Origin of the sequence: Streptomyces sp. NPDC056987 (assembly GCF_042673865.1) — a bacterium.
Taxonomy (GTDB): Bacteria; Actinomycetota; Actinomycetes; order Streptomycetales; family Streptomycetaceae; genus Streptomyces.
In genome coordinates this window covers 27,572-41,982 of record NZ_JBHURV010000003.1, presented here as the reverse complement: position 1 = coordinate 41,982, position 14,411 = coordinate 27,572, and the positions used below count along the sequence as shown (strand labels likewise).

The 14,411-nt window shown below is 73.3% G+C and carries 16 protein-coding genes and 6 tRNA genes; 13 read left to right on the top strand and 9 right to left on the bottom strand.

Annotated elements, in window-relative coordinates:
* Positions 1-259: 259 nt before the first annotated feature.
* Positions 260-1,483, top strand: coding sequence for a uroporphyrinogen-III C-methyltransferase (gene cobA, locus ACFTZC_RS04660; RefSeq protein WP_382886818.1), 1,224 nt, complete (start codon positions 260-262; stop codon positions 1,481-1,483).
* Between the two features lie 69 nt (positions 1,484-1,552).
* Positions 1,553-2,371: a TrmH family RNA methyltransferase gene (locus tag ACFTZC_RS04655; RefSeq protein WP_382886816.1), complete on the top strand. Its 819-nt coding sequence runs from the start codon at positions 1,553-1,555 to the stop codon at positions 2,369-2,371.
* A 16-nt stretch (positions 2,372-2,387) separates the two neighbouring features.
* Here ACFTZC_RS04655 and ACFTZC_RS04650 read toward each other — a convergent pair whose 3' ends face one another.
* Complete coding sequence (locus ACFTZC_RS04650) at positions 2,388-3,665, bottom strand: serine/threonine-protein kinase (protein WP_382887236.1); 1,278 nt, start codon at positions 3,663-3,665, stop codon at positions 2,388-2,390.
* Between the two features lie 596 nt (positions 3,666-4,261).
* Here ACFTZC_RS04650 and ACFTZC_RS04645 point away from each other — a divergent pair.
* From ACFTZC_RS04645 to ACFTZC_RS04635, 3 genes are all read left to right on the top strand, one after another.
* The gene (locus ACFTZC_RS04645; RefSeq protein WP_382886815.1) at positions 4,262-4,468 is read left to right on the top strand and encodes a hypothetical protein; all 207 of its coding nucleotides are present in this window, start codon (positions 4,262-4,264) and stop codon (positions 4,466-4,468) included.
* Between the two features lie 280 nt (positions 4,469-4,748).
* Positions 4,749-5,798, top strand: a complete 1,050-nt coding sequence (locus ACFTZC_RS04640; protein WP_382886813.1) for a phosphotransferase family protein — start codon at positions 4,749-4,751, stop codon at positions 5,796-5,798.
* Between the two features lie 67 nt (positions 5,799-5,865).
* Positions 5,866-6,165 (top strand): zf-TFIIB domain-containing protein, encoded by a 300-nt coding sequence (locus ACFTZC_RS04635; RefSeq protein ID WP_382886811.1) that lies wholly within the window; start codon positions 5,866-5,868, stop codon positions 6,163-6,165.
* A 67-nt stretch (positions 6,166-6,232) separates the two neighbouring features.
* On the opposite strand, the gene ACFTZC_RS04630 is transcribed toward ACFTZC_RS04635, so the two are convergent.
* From ACFTZC_RS04630 to ACFTZC_RS04610, 5 genes are all read right to left on the bottom strand, one after another.
* Positions 6,233-6,304, bottom strand: a tRNA-Val gene (locus tag ACFTZC_RS04630).
* Positions 6,305-6,373: 69 nt separating this feature from the next.
* Positions 6,374-6,445, bottom strand: a tRNA-Val gene (locus ACFTZC_RS04625).
* A 20-nt stretch (positions 6,446-6,465) separates the two neighbouring features.
* Positions 6,466-6,537, bottom strand: a tRNA-Val gene (locus ACFTZC_RS04620).
* Between the two features lies 1 nt (position 6,538).
* Positions 6,539-6,612: transfer RNA gene (locus ACFTZC_RS04615), tRNA-Cys, on the bottom strand.
* Positions 6,613-6,647: 35 nt separating this feature from the next.
* A tRNA-Gly gene (locus tag ACFTZC_RS04610) sits at positions 6,648-6,720 on the bottom strand.
* 159 nt (positions 6,721-6,879) lie between these two features.
* On the opposite strand from ACFTZC_RS04610, the gene ACFTZC_RS04605 reads away from it, so the two are divergent.
* From ACFTZC_RS04605 to ACFTZC_RS04590, 4 genes are all read left to right on the top strand, one after another.
* On the top strand, positions 6,880-8,037 hold the full coding sequence (locus ACFTZC_RS04605) for a chorismate-binding protein (protein ID WP_382886809.1): 1,158 nt from the start codon (positions 6,880-6,882) through the stop codon (positions 8,035-8,037).
* Positions 8,038-8,056: 19 nt separating this feature from the next.
* On the top strand, positions 8,057-8,884 hold the full coding sequence (locus tag ACFTZC_RS04600) for an aminotransferase class IV (protein ID WP_382886807.1): 828 nt from the start codon (positions 8,057-8,059) through the stop codon (positions 8,882-8,884).
* A gap of 54 nt (positions 8,885-8,938) precedes the next feature.
* Positions 8,939-9,778 (top strand): GNAT family N-acetyltransferase, encoded by an 840-nt coding sequence (locus ACFTZC_RS04595; protein WP_382886806.1) that lies wholly within the window; start codon positions 8,939-8,941, stop codon positions 9,776-9,778.
* Between the two features lie 126 nt (positions 9,779-9,904).
* Positions 9,905-10,741, top strand: coding sequence for a helix-turn-helix domain-containing protein (locus ACFTZC_RS04590; protein ID WP_382886804.1), 837 nt, complete (start codon positions 9,905-9,907; stop codon positions 10,739-10,741).
* A 45-nt stretch (positions 10,742-10,786) separates the two neighbouring features.
* On the opposite strand, the gene ACFTZC_RS04585 is transcribed toward ACFTZC_RS04590, so the two are convergent.
* On the bottom strand, positions 10,787-11,296 hold the full coding sequence (locus tag ACFTZC_RS04585) for a DsbA family protein (protein WP_382886803.1): 510 nt from the start codon (positions 11,294-11,296) through the stop codon (positions 10,787-10,789).
* 234 nt (positions 11,297-11,530) lie between these two features.
* Here ACFTZC_RS04585 and ACFTZC_RS04580 point away from each other — a divergent pair, with 234 nt between their 5' ends.
* Both ACFTZC_RS04580 and ACFTZC_RS04575 read left to right on the top strand, forming a co-directional pair.
* Positions 11,531-11,986 (top strand): hypothetical protein, encoded by a 456-nt coding sequence (locus ACFTZC_RS04580; RefSeq protein ID WP_382886801.1) that lies wholly within the window; start codon positions 11,531-11,533, stop codon positions 11,984-11,986.
* Positions 11,987-12,103: 117 nt separating this feature from the next.
* Positions 12,104-12,328 carry a hypothetical protein gene (locus tag ACFTZC_RS04575; RefSeq protein WP_382887288.1) on the top strand — a complete coding sequence of 75 codons (225 nt, stop codon included), beginning with the start codon at positions 12,104-12,106 and terminating at the stop codon, positions 12,326-12,328.
* A 3-nt stretch (positions 12,329-12,331) separates the two neighbouring features.
* Here the strand turns inward: ACFTZC_RS04575 and ACFTZC_RS04570 are convergent, their stop codons facing one another.
* Both ACFTZC_RS04570 and ACFTZC_RS04565 read right to left on the bottom strand, forming a co-directional pair.
* Complete coding sequence (locus ACFTZC_RS04570) at positions 12,332-12,901, bottom strand: CGNR zinc finger domain-containing protein (protein ID WP_382886799.1); 570 nt, start codon at positions 12,899-12,901, stop codon at positions 12,332-12,334.
* Positions 12,902-13,127: 226 nt separating this feature from the next.
* Entirely contained in the window at positions 13,128-13,541 is a 414-nt protein-coding gene (locus tag ACFTZC_RS04565) for an SsgA family sporulation/cell division regulator (protein WP_003959770.1), read from the bottom strand.
* Between the two features lie 189 nt (positions 13,542-13,730).
* On the opposite strand from ACFTZC_RS04565, the gene ACFTZC_RS04560 reads away from it, so the two are divergent.
* Positions 13,731-14,225: a TIGR02611 family protein gene (locus tag ACFTZC_RS04560; RefSeq protein ID WP_382886797.1), complete on the top strand. Its 495-nt coding sequence runs from the start codon at positions 13,731-13,733 to the stop codon at positions 14,223-14,225.
* A 54-nt stretch (positions 14,226-14,279) separates the two neighbouring features.
* Positions 14,280-14,351: transfer RNA gene (locus tag ACFTZC_RS04555), tRNA-Val, on the top strand.
* Positions 14,352-14,411: the final 60 nt, after the last annotated feature.

The following is a 14,411-nucleotide window of genomic DNA, read 5'->3' as shown; positions in this document are numbered from 1 at the left end:
CGCACAAGCGGCCCGCGCCCCTGCTCCTCACCCCGCGCGCGGCGTAAATCATGCCGTCCGGACATGTGCCTCCGGAGGCCCCGGCCCCCGCCCCCAGCCACGTACCCCGGCCAGGGGACGGCTTCGCACCCCGGCCAAGCGGACGGCCCCCGGACGGCAACCCACCGGCCCCCGCCGAGAACCCCGCCCCCGCGTAAGCTGGAGCCCATCCCACCAGCACGTTCGTCATATCCCCGCCGCCCGAGGAGCCCCCGCCCACATGGCCCAGCACGCCGACCACCCCGCGTACCCCGTCGGTCTCCGCCTCTCCGGCCGGCGCGTCGTTGTCGTCGGCGGAGGCCAGGTCGCGCAGCGCAGGCTGCCGTCGCTCATCGCCGCGGGCGCCGACATCGTGCTCGTCTCGCCCTCGGCGAAGGCGTCCGTGGAGGCCATGGCGGCGGCCGGCGAGATCCACTGGGAGCGCCGGAGGTACGAGGAGGGCGACCTCGCCGGTGCCTGGTACGCCCTCATCGCGTCGAGCGACCCGGAGGCCAACCGGACCGCCTCCGCCGAGGCAGAGCGCGACCGGGTCTGGTGCGTACGCAGCGACGACGCGGAGGCCGCGACCGCCTGGACCCCGGCGACCGGCCGCAGCGAGGGCGTCACCGTGGCCGTGCTCACCGGGCGCGACCCGCGCCGTTCCGCCGCCGTACGCGACGCCATCGTCGAGGGGCTGCGCGAGGGCACCCTCGCCGCGCCGCACCACCGCACCCGTACCCCCGGTGTCGCCCTCGTCGGCGGCGGCCCCGGCGACCCCGACCTGATCACCGTGCGGGGCCGCAGGCTGCTCGCCGAGGCGGACGTCGTCATCGCCGACCGGCTGGGCCCGCGCGATCTGCTGGACGAGCTGCCGCCGCACGTCGAGGTGATCGACGCCGCGAAGATCCCGTACGGCCGCTTCATGGCCCAGGAGGCCATCAACAGCGCGCTCATCGAGCATGCCAAGGCGGGCAAGGCCGTCGTGCGGCTCAAGGGCGGGGACCCGTTCGTCTTCGGCAGGGGAATGGAGGAGGCGCACGCGCTCGCCGCCGAGGGCATTCCGTGCACGGTCGTGCCCGGCATCTCCAGCTCGATCAGCGTGCCGGGCGCCGCCGGGATCCCCGTCACGCACCGCGGTGTCGCCCATGAGTTCACCGTCGTCAGCGGCCATGTCGCCCCGGACGACGAACGGTCGCTGGTCGACTGGTCCGCGCTCGCCCGCCTCCGCGGCACGCTCGTCCTGCTGATGGCCGTCGACAAGATCGGTTCCATCGCCCAGGCACTGGTCGAGCACGGCAAAGCCCCCGAAACCCCCGTCGCGCTGGTCCAGGAGGGCACGACCGCCGCCCAGCGGCGCGTGGACGCCACACTCGCGACGGTGGGAGAGGTCGTCCGGGCCGAAGAGGTAAGGCCCCCCGCCGTCATCGTCATCGGTGACGTAGTGGCGCTGGGAACCGGCCACTGACGCACAACCCACCCCCACTCCACCCACCCACTCACCCCCACCCCGGACAGGACAGGTCAGTAGCACCCCGTGGCTGAACTCATCACCGTCGAGGACCCCGACGACCCGCGCCTGAGCGACTACACCGGGCTGACCGACGTCGAACTGCGGCGCCGGCGCGAGCCGGCCGAAGGGCTCTTCATCGCGGAGGGCGAGAAGGTCATCCGCCGGGCCGGCCAGGCCGGTTACGCGATGCGGTCGATGCTGCTCTCCGCCAAGTGGGTCGACGCCATGCGCGACGTCATCGACGCGGCGCGGGCGCCGGTGTACGTGGTCAGCCCGGAGCTCGCCGAGCGGGTCACCGGCTACCACGTGCACCGCGGCGCCCTCGCCTCCCTGGCGCGCAAGCCGCTGCCGGCGGTCGACGATGTGCTCCGTACGGCCCGCCGCGTCGCCGTCATGGAAGCGGTCAACGACCACACCAACATCGGCGCGATCTTCCGCAGCGCCGCCGCGCTCGGCATGGACGCCGTGCTGCTCTCGCCGGACTGCGCGGACCCGCTCTACCGGCGCTCGGTGAAGGTGTCGATGGGGGCCGTGTTCTCCGTGCCGTACGCCCGCCTGGAGGGCTGGCCGAGGGCGCTGGACACCGTACGGGACGCGGGCTTCCGGCTGCTGGCGCTCACCCCGGACGAGCGGGCGGTCCCGATGGACGCCGCGGCTCCGCACCGGATGGAGCGGGTCGCGCTGATGCTCGGCGCCGAGGGCGACGGTCTGTCACGGCGGGCGCTGGACTCCGCCGACGCCTGGGTCCGTATCCCGATGGCGCACGGCGTGGACTCGCTGAACGTGGGGGCCGCCGCGGCCGTCGCCTTCTACGCGGTCACGGCGGGCCGCCCCGAGCACTGACCCCGCGGCGTAACCCTCAGAGCTGCTGCGCCGCCGCGATCCCCAGCGCGACGATGAGCGTCACCACGACGAAGACGATCAGCCGCTGCCGCAGCAGCCGCGGGTTCGCGGGCCGCAGCTTGGACGACTTCGCCCGGGTGCCCGACGCCGGGCGGCCGTTCGTCCGGGCCGATCCCCGGGCCGTGTCCCGGGGCCGCGGCGGCCGGCCGGACCCGCTGCGCCCGCCGGAGGATCCCGTACGGCCGAAGGCCCCGCCGGTACGGGAAGGGCCCGCGCCGCCGGTACGGGAGCCACCGCCCTGACGCGGCCCGGAGCCGTCCGGCGCCCCAGGAGCGGCGGACGCCCCCATGCGGCTCTGCGGGCCGCGCGCGGCCTCCCGTTCGGTGTACCGCTCCGTCAGCCCGCCCGGCACCGGCTCCTGCCCGCCGCGCACCCGCTGCACCGGCGGCCGGCTGTCGATGAGCCCCTGCGCCTCCCGCGCGGCGATCTCCTTGAGCCGCATCGAGAGCTGGAGCGTGCTGGGACGTTCCTCCGGGTCCTTCGCCAGACAGGCCCGTACGAGCGGGGCGAGGGCGTCCGGCACGCCGTGGAGGTGTGCCTCCTCGTGGACCACCCGGTAGAGCATCACCTCGGAGCTGCCGTGCCCGAACGGGGAGTCGGCGGTGGCCGCGTACGCCAGTGTGGCGCCCAGCGAGAAGACGTCCGTCGCGGGGGTGACGGCGGCTCCCCGTACCTGCTCGGGTGCGAGGAAGCCGGGCGACCCGACCGCCGTTCCGACATGGGTCAGCGTGCTGGCCCCGGTCGCCCAGGCGATGCCGAAGTCGATGATGCGCGGGCCCTTGGGGGAGAGCAGGATGTTCGAGGGCTTCAGGTCGCGGTGCACGACCCCGGCCTCGTGGACGGCGACCAGGCCCTCGGAGAGCGCGGCGCCCACCGAGGCGACCTCGGCCGCGAGCAGCGGGCCCTCCTCGTTGACCTTGTCGTGGAGCGAGGGGCCCGGGACGTACTGGGTGGCGAACCAGGGGCGGTCCGCGTCCAGGTCGGCGGCGACCAGCCGGGCCGTGCAGCCGCCGCGGATACGCCGCGCGGCGGAGACCTCGCGGGCGAACCGCGACCGGAACTCCTGGTCCTCCGCCAGATCGGGCCGGATCACCTTCAGCGCGACCCGCTGACCGCGCCGGTCGGAACCGAGATAGACGACGCCCATCCCGCCCGCCCCGAGCCGTCGGTGGAGCCTGAACGAGCCGACGACACGCGGGTCCTCGCGCCGGAGCCGCATCATCGCCATGTCCATCCCCGCTGCCCGGTCGTCCGTGTGCCGTGGCACAGCTTACGTACCTGTGCCCGGGTGTGCTCATAGGCCGCGCCCTCGCACGCCGACCGATTGTCGGTGCGGAGCGGGAAACTTGAGGACAGGTCAGCGGCGGGACGGGTCCGGAGGCCCGGCAGGTGATGATCCCAAAGGTCGTGCGGGGAAGGGGGATTGGGGGGAACGGGACGTACGGAGGGCGCGGTGGTCCTGTGGGCGGAGGTGTGCGTGAGAGAAGTCACCAGAAGCGGATCGGCGAGAGCCCGACGGGCGCCGGACCGGCGGCCCGAGCAGTGGTTCTCCCGGGTGAGTGCGTCATCCTTCCGGGCGAGAGGCCGGTCCTCCGTAAGGCATTCCGGATCATCCCCTCCGGGAAGACCCCAACTCGGTGGGCCCGTTCTCCACCCAGGGGAGTACGTCACCGGTCCACGGCTCATCCTCCGGGAGGCCCGTCAATCGGTACGCGGGCATGACGCCCTGACGTCCAGGCGTCCCTAATCTTGAGATCAAGCGGCGGGTGCGGAACTCGTCCCCCGAGGTCGGAACACTCGCCGCTGTCGAATCAGGACAGGAGAGGGACCATGGCGGACACGGCAGCGCGGACAATGATCCGCACGCAAGGACGCAAGGCGTACGCCGCGTTCGGCGGGCGCCAGTCCGGTACGCGCCACCCCTTGGTGGCGACGGCCATGGTTCTTCCTCTGGCGGCCCTGCTCGTCGTCGTCTTCGGCGGCTGGGAAGCAGTGGTCACACAAGCGTCGTCCGTGGGCGTGATGCTGGGGCGCTGAGCGGCGCCCCGGACCCGGGAGAGCGGCCCGGGTCGGGGACATCCGGCCAAACAACCCCGTGGGGACGGGGGTGCGGCGGACGGCAGCGGTGGGCCGGTTAGCTGGGGAGCTGACCGGCCATCGCGTTTTCCCGCCGCGTTCGACCGCGTTCCGTCGCGTTCCCCGTGTTCCACCGCGTTCCGCCGGGCCAGTGGTGCCTGCCCACCACGACGGCTGCCCACCACGACCGGAGAGCCGCGGGTAGGCTCCGCGCCGGAACACATCGCACCCGGGGGCCACCATGACCGCGTCCGTCGTCCGCGCGCTCGGCCGCGTCGCCCGCGAAGCGGCCCACGCGGCGCACGCGGCCCACCCCACCCGCTCCACCCACGTTCCCGCCCCGTCCCGCGCCCGCGACCAGGACGTCACCGTGCTCGCGGACCGGGCCGACGCGACCGTCGTACGGTACGGAGACGTGGTCGCCAAGGCGCACGCCGACGGCACGGACCTCACCGCGCACCGCACCAGGCTCGCCGTCGCCGCGCACCCCCGGCTCGCCGGGATCCTGCTGCCGCCCCTCCCGACGAACGCCGGGGACGTGGCCGGCCGCCCGGTCACCGCCTGGCCCTACGGGGCGCCGGTCGACCCCGCCGACCCGGACTCGGCGCCCTGGGAGCAGGCGGGGACGCTGATCGCCCGGCTGCATGCCGTACCGCCCGACGCCCTGACGGACACCCTGACGGCTGCCCTGGCCGACGTGACGGGCGGAGCCCGGCCGGTGACCGGCGGCCTGCCCGCCGCGCGCGGCCCCGCCAAGGCGGCCCGCGCCCTCGCCCGGTTGCGCGCCGCCGGCCCGCACCCCGCGGCGGCACCCGTACGGCGCGCCTGGGAGCGGCTTCCCGCGTGGGCCCGCGGCGACGCGCCGCCGCCCGGTCCGTACGCCCTCTGCCACGGCGATCTCCATCTCGGCCAGCTGGTACGCCACCCGGCCCCCGACGGCCCCTGGCTCCTCATCGACGTGGACGACCTCGGACTCGGCGACCCCGCCTGGGACTTGGCGCGCCCCGCCGCCTGGTACGCGGCCGGACTGCTGCCCGCGGAGCCGTGGCGGCGCTTCCTCGGCGCCTACCGCCGCGCGCACGGCCCCGCCGTGCCCGCGGACCCCACCGCCGACCCGTGGCCCCGGCTGGACGTCGCGGCCCGCGCCCTCACCGTGCAGACCGCCGCGCTCGCCGTCGCCAAGTCCGTCGCGGAGGACCGGGAACCGGACGAGGTGGAGGTGCTGATGATCGACGCGTGCGCCCGGATCGCCGGACTCGCAACCGAGTTGGAGCCAGGGGCGTCCCCGTAGGGTGAACGGGCGGTCGCCGGGAGTGTGTTCCGGCGGCGCCGGACGAACGACGAGGAGCGTACCGACCATGCAGTGTCCCAAGTGCCGTGCAGCGATGCAGACGTACAACCGCAACGGCGTCCAGATAGAACAGTGCAGCGGTTGCCGGGGGATCTTCCTCGACTACGGGGAGCTGGAGTCCCTGACCCGTCTGGAGGCGCAGTGGGCGCCCCAGGCGCCGCCCGTGCAGCAGGCCCCGCCGCCGCAGGCGTACCCGCCGCCCCCGGGCCCCGCCTGGGGCGCCCCGCAGCACAGCGGCCACTACGGAGGCCATCACGGCGGGCACCACCGCCACAAGAGCTTCGGGCGGATGCTCTTCTCCTCCTGACGCGTCAGGAGTGAGCCCAACGACAGAACCCCCGGTCGTCGATACGACGACCGGGGGTTCCGGACGGTGCGCGATACTGGGATTGAACCAGTGACCTCTTCCGTGTCAGGGAAGCGCTCTCCCGCTGAGCTAATCGCGCGGGCTGAACCTGCTGGACCTGTTCGTACTGCCTGCCAGGCCCCGTTCACACTGCGTGCTGCATACTGCGTGCGCGATACTGGGATTGAACCAGTGACCTCTTCCGTGTCAGGGAAGCGCTCTCCCGCTGAGCTAATCGCGCGGGAATCCAGAAGGATTCAGTGGACGATACTGGGATTGAACCAGTGACCTCTTCCGTGTCAGGGAAGCGCTCTCCCGCTGAGCTAATCGTCCTTGGAGGTGGAGACGGGATTTGAACCCGTGTAGACGGCTTTGCAGGCCGTTGCCTCGCCTCTCGGCCACTCCACCAGGAGCGCGGGGGTCGGGAAACCCCCACACCATCGAGCGGACGACCAGGTTCGAACTGGCGACCTCAACCTTGGCAAGGTTGCGCTCTACCAACTGAGCTACGTCCGCGTGCCGTTTCCCGGGACCCATCGGTGCGGCCCGGCGACGTGTTGAACTCTAGCGGATTCCGGGGCCAGCACAAAAACGCGTTTCCGCAGCGTGACGCGGTACGTTCGCCGCGCGTTCGGCCCGGAGCCGTCCCGGGGAGCCTGTTCTAGACTCGCAACCGTGCACGACCTCGCTCCTCTGGCCCGCTTCGGCGGCCTCGTCGCCTCCGGTCTGCGGGACGTCACCCACGACCCGGGCGCGCTGGACTCCGCCGGGTTCTGGGCCGTCGCCGCGGACTTCGAAGGCCGTCTCACCTGCGCCCGTTTCGACGACGTACGGCACGAGCCCGTGCCCGCGCCGGTCCCCGGGCGGTGGCGGGGCCCCGCGGCCGGTAACTGGACGTCGTCCCTCGACCGCGCCGCGTACACGAAGGGCGTCCGCCGGATCCGCGAGTACATCGCGGCGGGCGATGTGTACCAGGCCAACCTCTGCCGCGTCCTCTCCGCCCCGCTGCCCGGGTCCGCCACGGCCGACCCGGCCTCGGCGGACGTCGACGCGCTCACCGCCCTGCTCGCCCGCGACAACCCGGCGCCGTACGCGGGGACGGTCCGGCTGCCCGCGCACGGCGTGGAGATCGCCACCGCCTCGCCCGAGCTGTATCTGCGCCGCGACGGCCGTACCGTCGAGTCCGGACCGATCAAGGGCACCGGGCGGACCGCCGCGGACCTGCTGGAGAAGGACTACGCCGAGAACGTGATGATCGTGGACCTGGTCCGCAACGACCTGGGCCGCGTCTGCGCCACCGGATCGGTCACCGTTCCCGACCTGTGCGCCCTCGAACCCCACCCCGGTCTGGTCCATCTCGTCTCGACCGTACGGGGGGAACTCACCGAGCGGGCCGGCTGGCCGGAGCTGCTGGCCGCCACGTTTCCGCCCGGATCGGTCACCGGCGCCCCCAAGTCGAGCGCCCTGGCGATCATCGAGGAGCTGGAGACCGCCCCGCGCGGCCCCTACTGCGGCGGGATCGGCTGGGTCGACGCCGACCGGGGCACGGCCGCGCTGGCCGTCGGCATCCGTACGTTCTGGATCGACCGCGCCACCCACGCCCGCCCCGTCCTGTGCTTCGGCGCGGGCGCCGGGATCACCTGGGGCTCCGACCCGGAGGGGGAGTGGGCCGAGACGGAACTGAAGGCGTCCCGGCTGCTCGCGATAGCGTCGGGAACGTACGAACCCGGAGCCGACGGCTCCGGAACGACCGGGACCGTCACCGGCCAGTACCGGCGCCAGGGCGACGGCCACGGCGCGCCGGCCGGTGTGCGCCCGGCGGTGACAAGGTGACCAACGGAAGGACCGTGTCATGAGGATCTGGGTCAACGGGGAACTGCGGCCGGCCGACGCCGCCCAGGTGTCCGTGCTCGACCACGGACTGACCGTCGGCGACGGCGTCTTCGAGACGGTCAAGGCCGTCCGGGGCCGCCCCTTCGCCCTCACCCGCCATCTGCGCCGGCTGGCCCGCTCCGCGCACGGCCTCGGCCTGCCGGAACCCGACCTGGACGAGGTGCGCCGCGCCTGTACGGCCGTCCTCGACGCCAACCCGGTGGAGCTGGGCCGGCTGCGCGTCACGTACACGGGGGGAGTCTCCCCGCTCGGCTCGGACCGCGGCGACGCGGGCGCCACCCTGGTCGTCGCCCTCGGCGAGAGCCGGCGCCGCCCCGACACCACCGCCGTCGTCACCGTCCCCTGGACCCGCAACGAACGCGGCGCGCTGACCGGCCTCAAGACCACCTCGTACGGGGAGAACGTCGTCGCGCTCGCCCACGCGCGCGAGCGGGGCGCGAGCGAGGCGCTCTTCGCCAACACCACCGGCGCGCTCTGCGAGGGCACCGGCTCCAACGTGTTCGTCGTCCTCGACGGTGTGCTGCACACCCCGCCCCTCGCCTCCGGCTGCCTCGCCGGAATCACCCGCGAGCTGACCGCCGAGTGGTGCGGGGCCCGCGAGACGGAGCTGCCGCTGGACGCGCTGGAGCACGCCGAGGAGATCTTCCTGACCTCGACGCTCCGCGACGTCCAGGCCGTTCACCGCGTCGACGGCCGGTCCTTCGACGCCGCCGACGCCCCCGGGCCCGTGACCGCCAAGGCGATGCGCGTCTTCGAGGAGCGGTCGGGCGCCGACCTCGACCCGTGAGCCGATCCCTTAATCGCGTGACGGGTACACGTCCCCGGGGGTAGAACTCCCCTGATGACCACCACCCTGCGGCCCACCGGACCGCTTCAGCAGGCCGGCGACGGCACGAAATCACGCTCCTACGAGGTCTGCGTGAACGGCCGCGCCGTCGGAGCGGTCGAGATCGCCACGGACCCCGGCTTCGCCCACCGGGCCGGCCTCGTCCGGTCCCTCCGGATCGACGAGCCCGACCGCCGCCGGGGCCGGGCCACCGTCGCCGTGCTCGCCGCCGAGGAGGTGCTGCGCGGCTGGGGCTGCGACCAGGCGCAGGCACTCGTACCGGCAGGCGCTGAAGCCGCGGTGCGCCTGGTGGAGAGCCTCGGATACACCGAGCGCAGCCGCAACATGGACAAGGAACTCACCGCGGAGCCGCCCGCGCTCCCCGAGGGCCTCGCGGCCCGCCCCATGACGGAGGCCGAGTACGAGGCGTGGCGCGCGCGTTCCATGGACGACTACGCGCGGAGCTGGATCGACCGCGGCGTATCCCCCGAGCAGGCCCGCGCCAAGTCGGAGGCGAGCCACCGGGACAACCTGCCCGAGGGGCTGGCGACCCCGGGCACCTCGTTCACCGTCCTCGTCCACGGGGGAGACGCCGTGGGCCATGTCTGGGTCGCCCCGCGCGAGGTGCGCCCCGGCCGCCCCGGTTCGTACGTGTACGACGTGGAGGTGGCCGAGGGGCAGCGCGGCAAGGGGTACGGCCGCGCCCTGATGCGGCTCGCCGAGCGGGTCGCCGCGGAGGCGGGCCCGCCTTTGCTGGGGCTGCACGTCTTCTCGGGCAACACCCCGGCGCTCCGGCTCTACGACTCCCTCGGATACCGGACGACGCAGCACAACTTCTTCCGGCCGCTCCTCTGAACCGGGCGGCTCCTCCGAACCGGACGGGGCGGGCGGCCGTGGTCGGGGTCGGGGTCGGCCAGGACAGGCCGAGCCTGGGCATCGGACACCCAGGCTCCGCGCCCGGGACGCCCGTAACCTGGCCGGGTGACCAACAACGACCTCGGTGAATTCCTCCGGGCGCACCGCGCCCGGCTGCACCCCGACGACGTGGGGCTGGCCTCGTACGGCCGGCGCCGCGTGCCGGGGCTGCGCCGGGAGGAGGTCGCCGTACTCGCCGGAATGAACTCCGACTACTACGCCCGTCTGGAACAGGGGCGCGAGCGCGGCCCCTCACCCCAGATCCTTGACGCGATCAGCGGCGCGCTGCGCCTGGACGACGGGGCGCGCGAACACCTGTACCGGCTGGCGGAGACGGCGCCGGACCGCAGGCCCGCGCCGGCGGAGCACACCGATGCCGATCTGCGGCGGCTCCTGGACGGCTACGCGCACACCCCGGCGTTCGTTCTCAACCCGGCCCTGGACTTCTTGACGGCCAACTCCCTGGCCGAGGCGCTCTTCTCTCCGTTCGAGCGGGTCGACAACCTCGCCCGGATGATCTTCCTCGACCCGGCGGGCCGGCCCTTCCACGCCCGGTGGCACCGCGCGGCCGAGTCGGCGGTGGCCGCGCTGCGCGAGGCGTCCGGTCTCGCCCCGCACTACCCGCGGCTGCGGGACCTCGTGCGCGGGCTCACCGCGGCCAGCGACGAGTTCGCCGCGCTCTGGTCCTCCCACACCGTCCAGGGCAAGAGCCGCGACCGCAAGGAACTCGTCCATCCTCAGGTGGGGCCCCTGTCGCTGGCCTACCAGACCTTCGACGTACGGGGCGCCCCCGGCCAGCAGCTCGTGATCTACCACGCGGAGCCGGGCAGCCCCGCCGCCCACGCGCTGGCCCTGCTCGGCACTCTGGACGCCACCCGGCGGGCGGCCGGCCGCACGGCCTGACCGGCGCCGGCGGGAGGGCCGCCGGCGCTCGTGCGGCGCGGGGGCTCAGTCCGCGAGCAGCCGGTCGGCGATCGCCTCGATCCGCTCCCGCAGCCCCTCCTGGCTCTTCCCGCCGTCGAGCCGCTCCCCGTCGATGACGTAGGTGGGCGTACCGGTCACCCCGATCGCCTTGCCCTCGGCCTGGTCGGCGTCGACGGCCAGCAGATGACGGCCGTCGATCAGCGCGGTGTCGAACTCCTCGGCGTCCAGACCCAGTTCACGGGCGACCTCCAGCAGGAACGGCTCGCCCCGCTGGGCCAGCTCCCGTGTCCCCGCCAGTACGGCCTCCACGTACGGCCAGCCGCTGCCCTGTTCCGCGGCCTCCTCGGCGGCCTGCGCGGCGGCGTACGCGTGCCGGTGCTTCTCCAGCGGGAAGTGCCGCAGCCGTACCTCCAGCCGGTCGCCGTAGCGGGCGCGCAGCGCGCGGACGTCCGTCAGGGCGCGGTCGCAGTCGGGGCACTGGAGTTCGCACCAGACGTCGAGGACGACGGGGCGCGGGGTGGTGGAGTCGGTCATGGGCCCAGTCTTCCAGCCGGCCGGGCCCGCCCGTGCCCCAGGGGATCCCGCCCGTGCCCCGGGGGATCTCGTTCCCGGGGAGCCCGTGACCGGGACCTGGGGAGGACGCCGTCCCCGAGATCTCCCCCAGATCCGCCGGGGAGGGGTCCGCACCGTGGCCCCGGGCCCGGTGCCGGGTGCAGGATGGAGGGGAGACCGGATTCGGCCGTTGACGTGCGATGCCTGGAGGACCCGATGATTGCCGAGACCATTTGCTCCGCGGTGTCAGCAGCGGGCCTGGGCATCGCCGCGATCACGGCGTACCGCAAGCGGTTCCTCGCCGCGACCCGCATCGCCGCGTACGCGCTGGTGCCGGTCGGTCTGGTGATGACGGGTGTCGTGCAGTGGCTGGCGAGCACCGCCTTCAGCCCGGTCGCCTGGGCGGGCTTCGGGGTGCTGGCGCTGGCGTGGGTGCTCTTCATGACGACCCGCGCGGTGGAGCGGCGCACCGGCGGTACGCGCAAGGAGCGCAGAGCGGCGGCGAAGGCGGCCGCCAGGGGCGCGGCGGTGGAGCCCGCCGCCTCGGCGCCCTCGCTGGGCGCGGGGGCCGGGGCCCGGCCCGCCGACCGTCCGGCGGCGAAGCCCGAGCCCGCGCGCTCCGGTGACGACTTCAGCGACATCGAGGCGATCCTGAAGAAGCACGGCATCTGACCCACCTGGTGACGCCGGGAACACCACCCGGTGGTGCCGCGTGCCCCGGGGAGGTGCCCGGCAGCATCCCAGGTGCGCGCGCATCCTGTGGGGGTTCCGGGCCTTTTTCCACGGAATATGATGAACTCCCGGGCCGATCATGCGTGTTGGTCATCGGCCGGGTTCGCGGTGCGCCATGATCACCTCGAAATGCTCGATAGCTCACGGGGTGAGAACCCCGCCCAGACCGAGGAGCCGCGCGGCTGTCTGTTCGCGCTCTCCCAGCCGCCGTTGATGATCTTTCTGACGGTGATCGGAGCGCTGCTGCTGATGGCGGCGGTGCACGATCTGTTCCTCTTGTGAGGCTCAGCCGGCCGCTTCCTTGCGGCGCGCCCGGTACGCGGCCACATGCAGCCGGTTGCCGCAGGTGCGGCTGTCGCAGTAGCGCCGGGAGCGGTTGCGCGACAGGTCGACGAACGCGTGCCCGCAGTCCGGCGCCTCGCAGCGGCGCAGCCTGTCCTGCTCGCCCGCCACGACCATGAAGGCCAGCGCCATGCCGCAGTCGGCCGCGAGATGGTCGGCGACCGAGGCGCCCGGCGCGAAGTAGTGCACGTGCCAGTCGTAGCCGTCGTGGTTCGTGAGCTGCGGGGTCGTCCCCGCGGCGGCCACCAGCTGATTGATCAGATCGGCCGCGGCCCGCGCGTCCGGTGTCGCGAACACCTCCGTGAAACGGGCCCGTACCTCCCGCACGGCCCGCAGGTCCCGCTCGCCCAGGTCTCCCACGCCGCTGACGTTGTGGCTCCGTACGAAGTCGTAGAGCGCCCCGATGTCCGCGAGCCGGTCCGCCGCACCCTCTCCCGCGTCGGCCTCCGGCGCGGTGTTCACGAGACCGACGACCGTGTCGAGGGCCATCCGGGTGTCGTGTGGAATCAGCACGGTCCGCTCCCTGGCCTGCCGCGGGCCGGTGCCCGCCGAACCTGGACGACTTTAGACCGTTTGGGACCCGGGTGGAGCCGGGCGTCCGCCCCGGTGCCGGGGCGGACGCGCCGGAGCCGTCGCCACGGTGGGTTCCGCGGCGACGGCTCCGGTGTCCTCCGTATGCGGTTGTCCGCGCGGCGCCGTCTCCCCGAGTCGGACGGCGCCGTGCAGCCCTCTGCCTGGCTCAGCTCTCGGCCAGGATGTGGGAGAGCTCCGTGTCGAGGTCGAAGTGACGATGCTCGGTGCCCGGCGGCACCGCGGCGTCGGTCCTCTTCAGGAACGACTCCAGGGCCCGCGCCGGGGCCTCCAGCAGGGCTTCGCCCTCCGGGGAGCTCAGAGCGATGCAGACGACGCCCTGACCGTGGCTGCGGGACGGCCAGACCCGGACGTCGCCGGTGCCGGTGGGCCGGTGCAGCCCCTCGGCGAGAAGGTCGCGGGCGAAGACCCACTCGACCGTCTCTTCGGCTCCGGTGTGGAAGGTGGCGTGCACGGCATAGGGATCGGCCGTGTCATACCGCAGGCCCGCGGGTACAGGCAGTGAGGACTCGCTCGATACAACGAGGCGCAGGTGCAGCTCGCAGCTGACCGTGGTGTTCATAAGCGCCAGGGCCTTTCGCTCAGTGTGCGCTCGGGGATTCGCACGTCGGCGAAATCGACATGCCACCTACGGTGCCGTTGTAAACCCCTCTGTCTGTTTTGTGATTCTTCGGGTAGCTCGTACGGCGGTGTGCTACTTCGAGTCATACCGCCATTCCGGTGATGCGGCCTGTTCCGGTAAGTTGGCTCCATGCACGCGGAGAGTCACGAGCGGGATCGCGATGTCGCCTCGACGGCCACGGCGACCGCCACGGGGGACAGGCCGGCGGACGGCACGGGGGACGGGCCTGCGGACGTCACGACCGCGCCGGAGCGGGCGCTGGGCTCCCGCGCGCCGCGCTTCGTCAAATCGTCCAGGACCCTCCATCTGAGCTGGCAGGTCGGCGTCTTCCTGGTCGGCCTCGCGGTGGTCGCCGCGGGCGTCGCCATGCTGGTGCTGCCCGGTCCCGGATGGGTGGTGATCTTCGGCGGCATGGCGATCTGGGCGACCGAGTTCGTCTGGGCCCAGCTCGTGCTGCGCTGGACCCGGCGCAAGGTCACGGAAGCGGCGAAGAAGGCCCTCGACCCCAAGGTCAGGCGCCGCAACATCATTCTCACGTCCGTGGGCCTGGTGATCATCGCGGTGCTCGCGGGGATCTACCTGTGGAAGTTCGGCCTCGCCCTGCCCTGGACGATCGACCAATGACCGGTGACGCGTCGGGGGACGCCCCTGACATGGGGTAACGTATGCCCTGCGCCCGGGCGATTAGCTCAGTGGGAGAGCGCTTCGTTCACACCGAAGAGGTCACTGGTTCGAACCCAGTATCGCCCACCCGGAACCGAGGTCCCCACGACGGCAAAGACGGGGGGACCCCGGGCGTGTACCGGCGGC

Bases quoted from the DNA above. Each gene is read 5' to 3' on its own strand.
- cobA (WP_382886818.1), top strand. From the start codon at position 260: ATGGCCCAGCACGCCGACCACCCCGCGTACCCCGTCGGTCTCCGCCTC.
- ACFTZC_RS04650 (WP_382887236.1), bottom strand. From the start codon at position 3,665: ATGGACATGGCGATGATGCGGCTCCGGCGCGAGGACCCGCGTGTCGTC.
- ACFTZC_RS04645 (WP_382886815.1), top strand. From the start codon at position 4,262: ATGGCGGACACGGCAGCGCGGACAATGATCCGCACGCAAGGACGCAAG.
- ACFTZC_RS04640 (WP_382886813.1), top strand. From the start codon at position 4,749: ATGACCGCGTCCGTCGTCCGCGCGCTCGGCCGCGTCGCCCGCGAAGCG.
- ACFTZC_RS04635 (WP_382886811.1), top strand. From the start codon at position 5,866: ATGCAGTGTCCCAAGTGCCGTGCAGCGATGCAGACGTACAACCGCAAC.
- ACFTZC_RS04600 (WP_382886807.1), top strand. From the start codon at position 8,057: ATGAGGATCTGGGTCAACGGGGAACTGCGGCCGGCCGACGCCGCCCAG.
- ACFTZC_RS04595 (WP_382886806.1), top strand. From the start codon at position 8,939: ATGACCACCACCCTGCGGCCCACCGGACCGCTTCAGCAGGCCGGCGAC.
- ACFTZC_RS04585 (WP_382886803.1), bottom strand. From the start codon at position 11,296: ATGACCGACTCCACCACCCCGCGCCCCGTCGTCCTCGACGTCTGGTGC.
- ACFTZC_RS04580 (WP_382886801.1), top strand. From the start codon at position 11,531: ATGATTGCCGAGACCATTTGCTCCGCGGTGTCAGCAGCGGGCCTGGGC.
- ACFTZC_RS04575 (WP_382887288.1), top strand. From the start codon at position 12,104: ATGATGAACTCCCGGGCCGATCATGCGTGTTGGTCATCGGCCGGGTTC.
- ACFTZC_RS04565 (WP_003959770.1), bottom strand. From the start codon at position 13,541: ATGAACACCACGGTCAGCTGCGAGCTGCACCTGCGCCTCGTTGTATCG.
- ACFTZC_RS04560 (WP_382886797.1), top strand. From the start codon at position 13,731: ATGCACGCGGAGAGTCACGAGCGGGATCGCGATGTCGCCTCGACGGCC.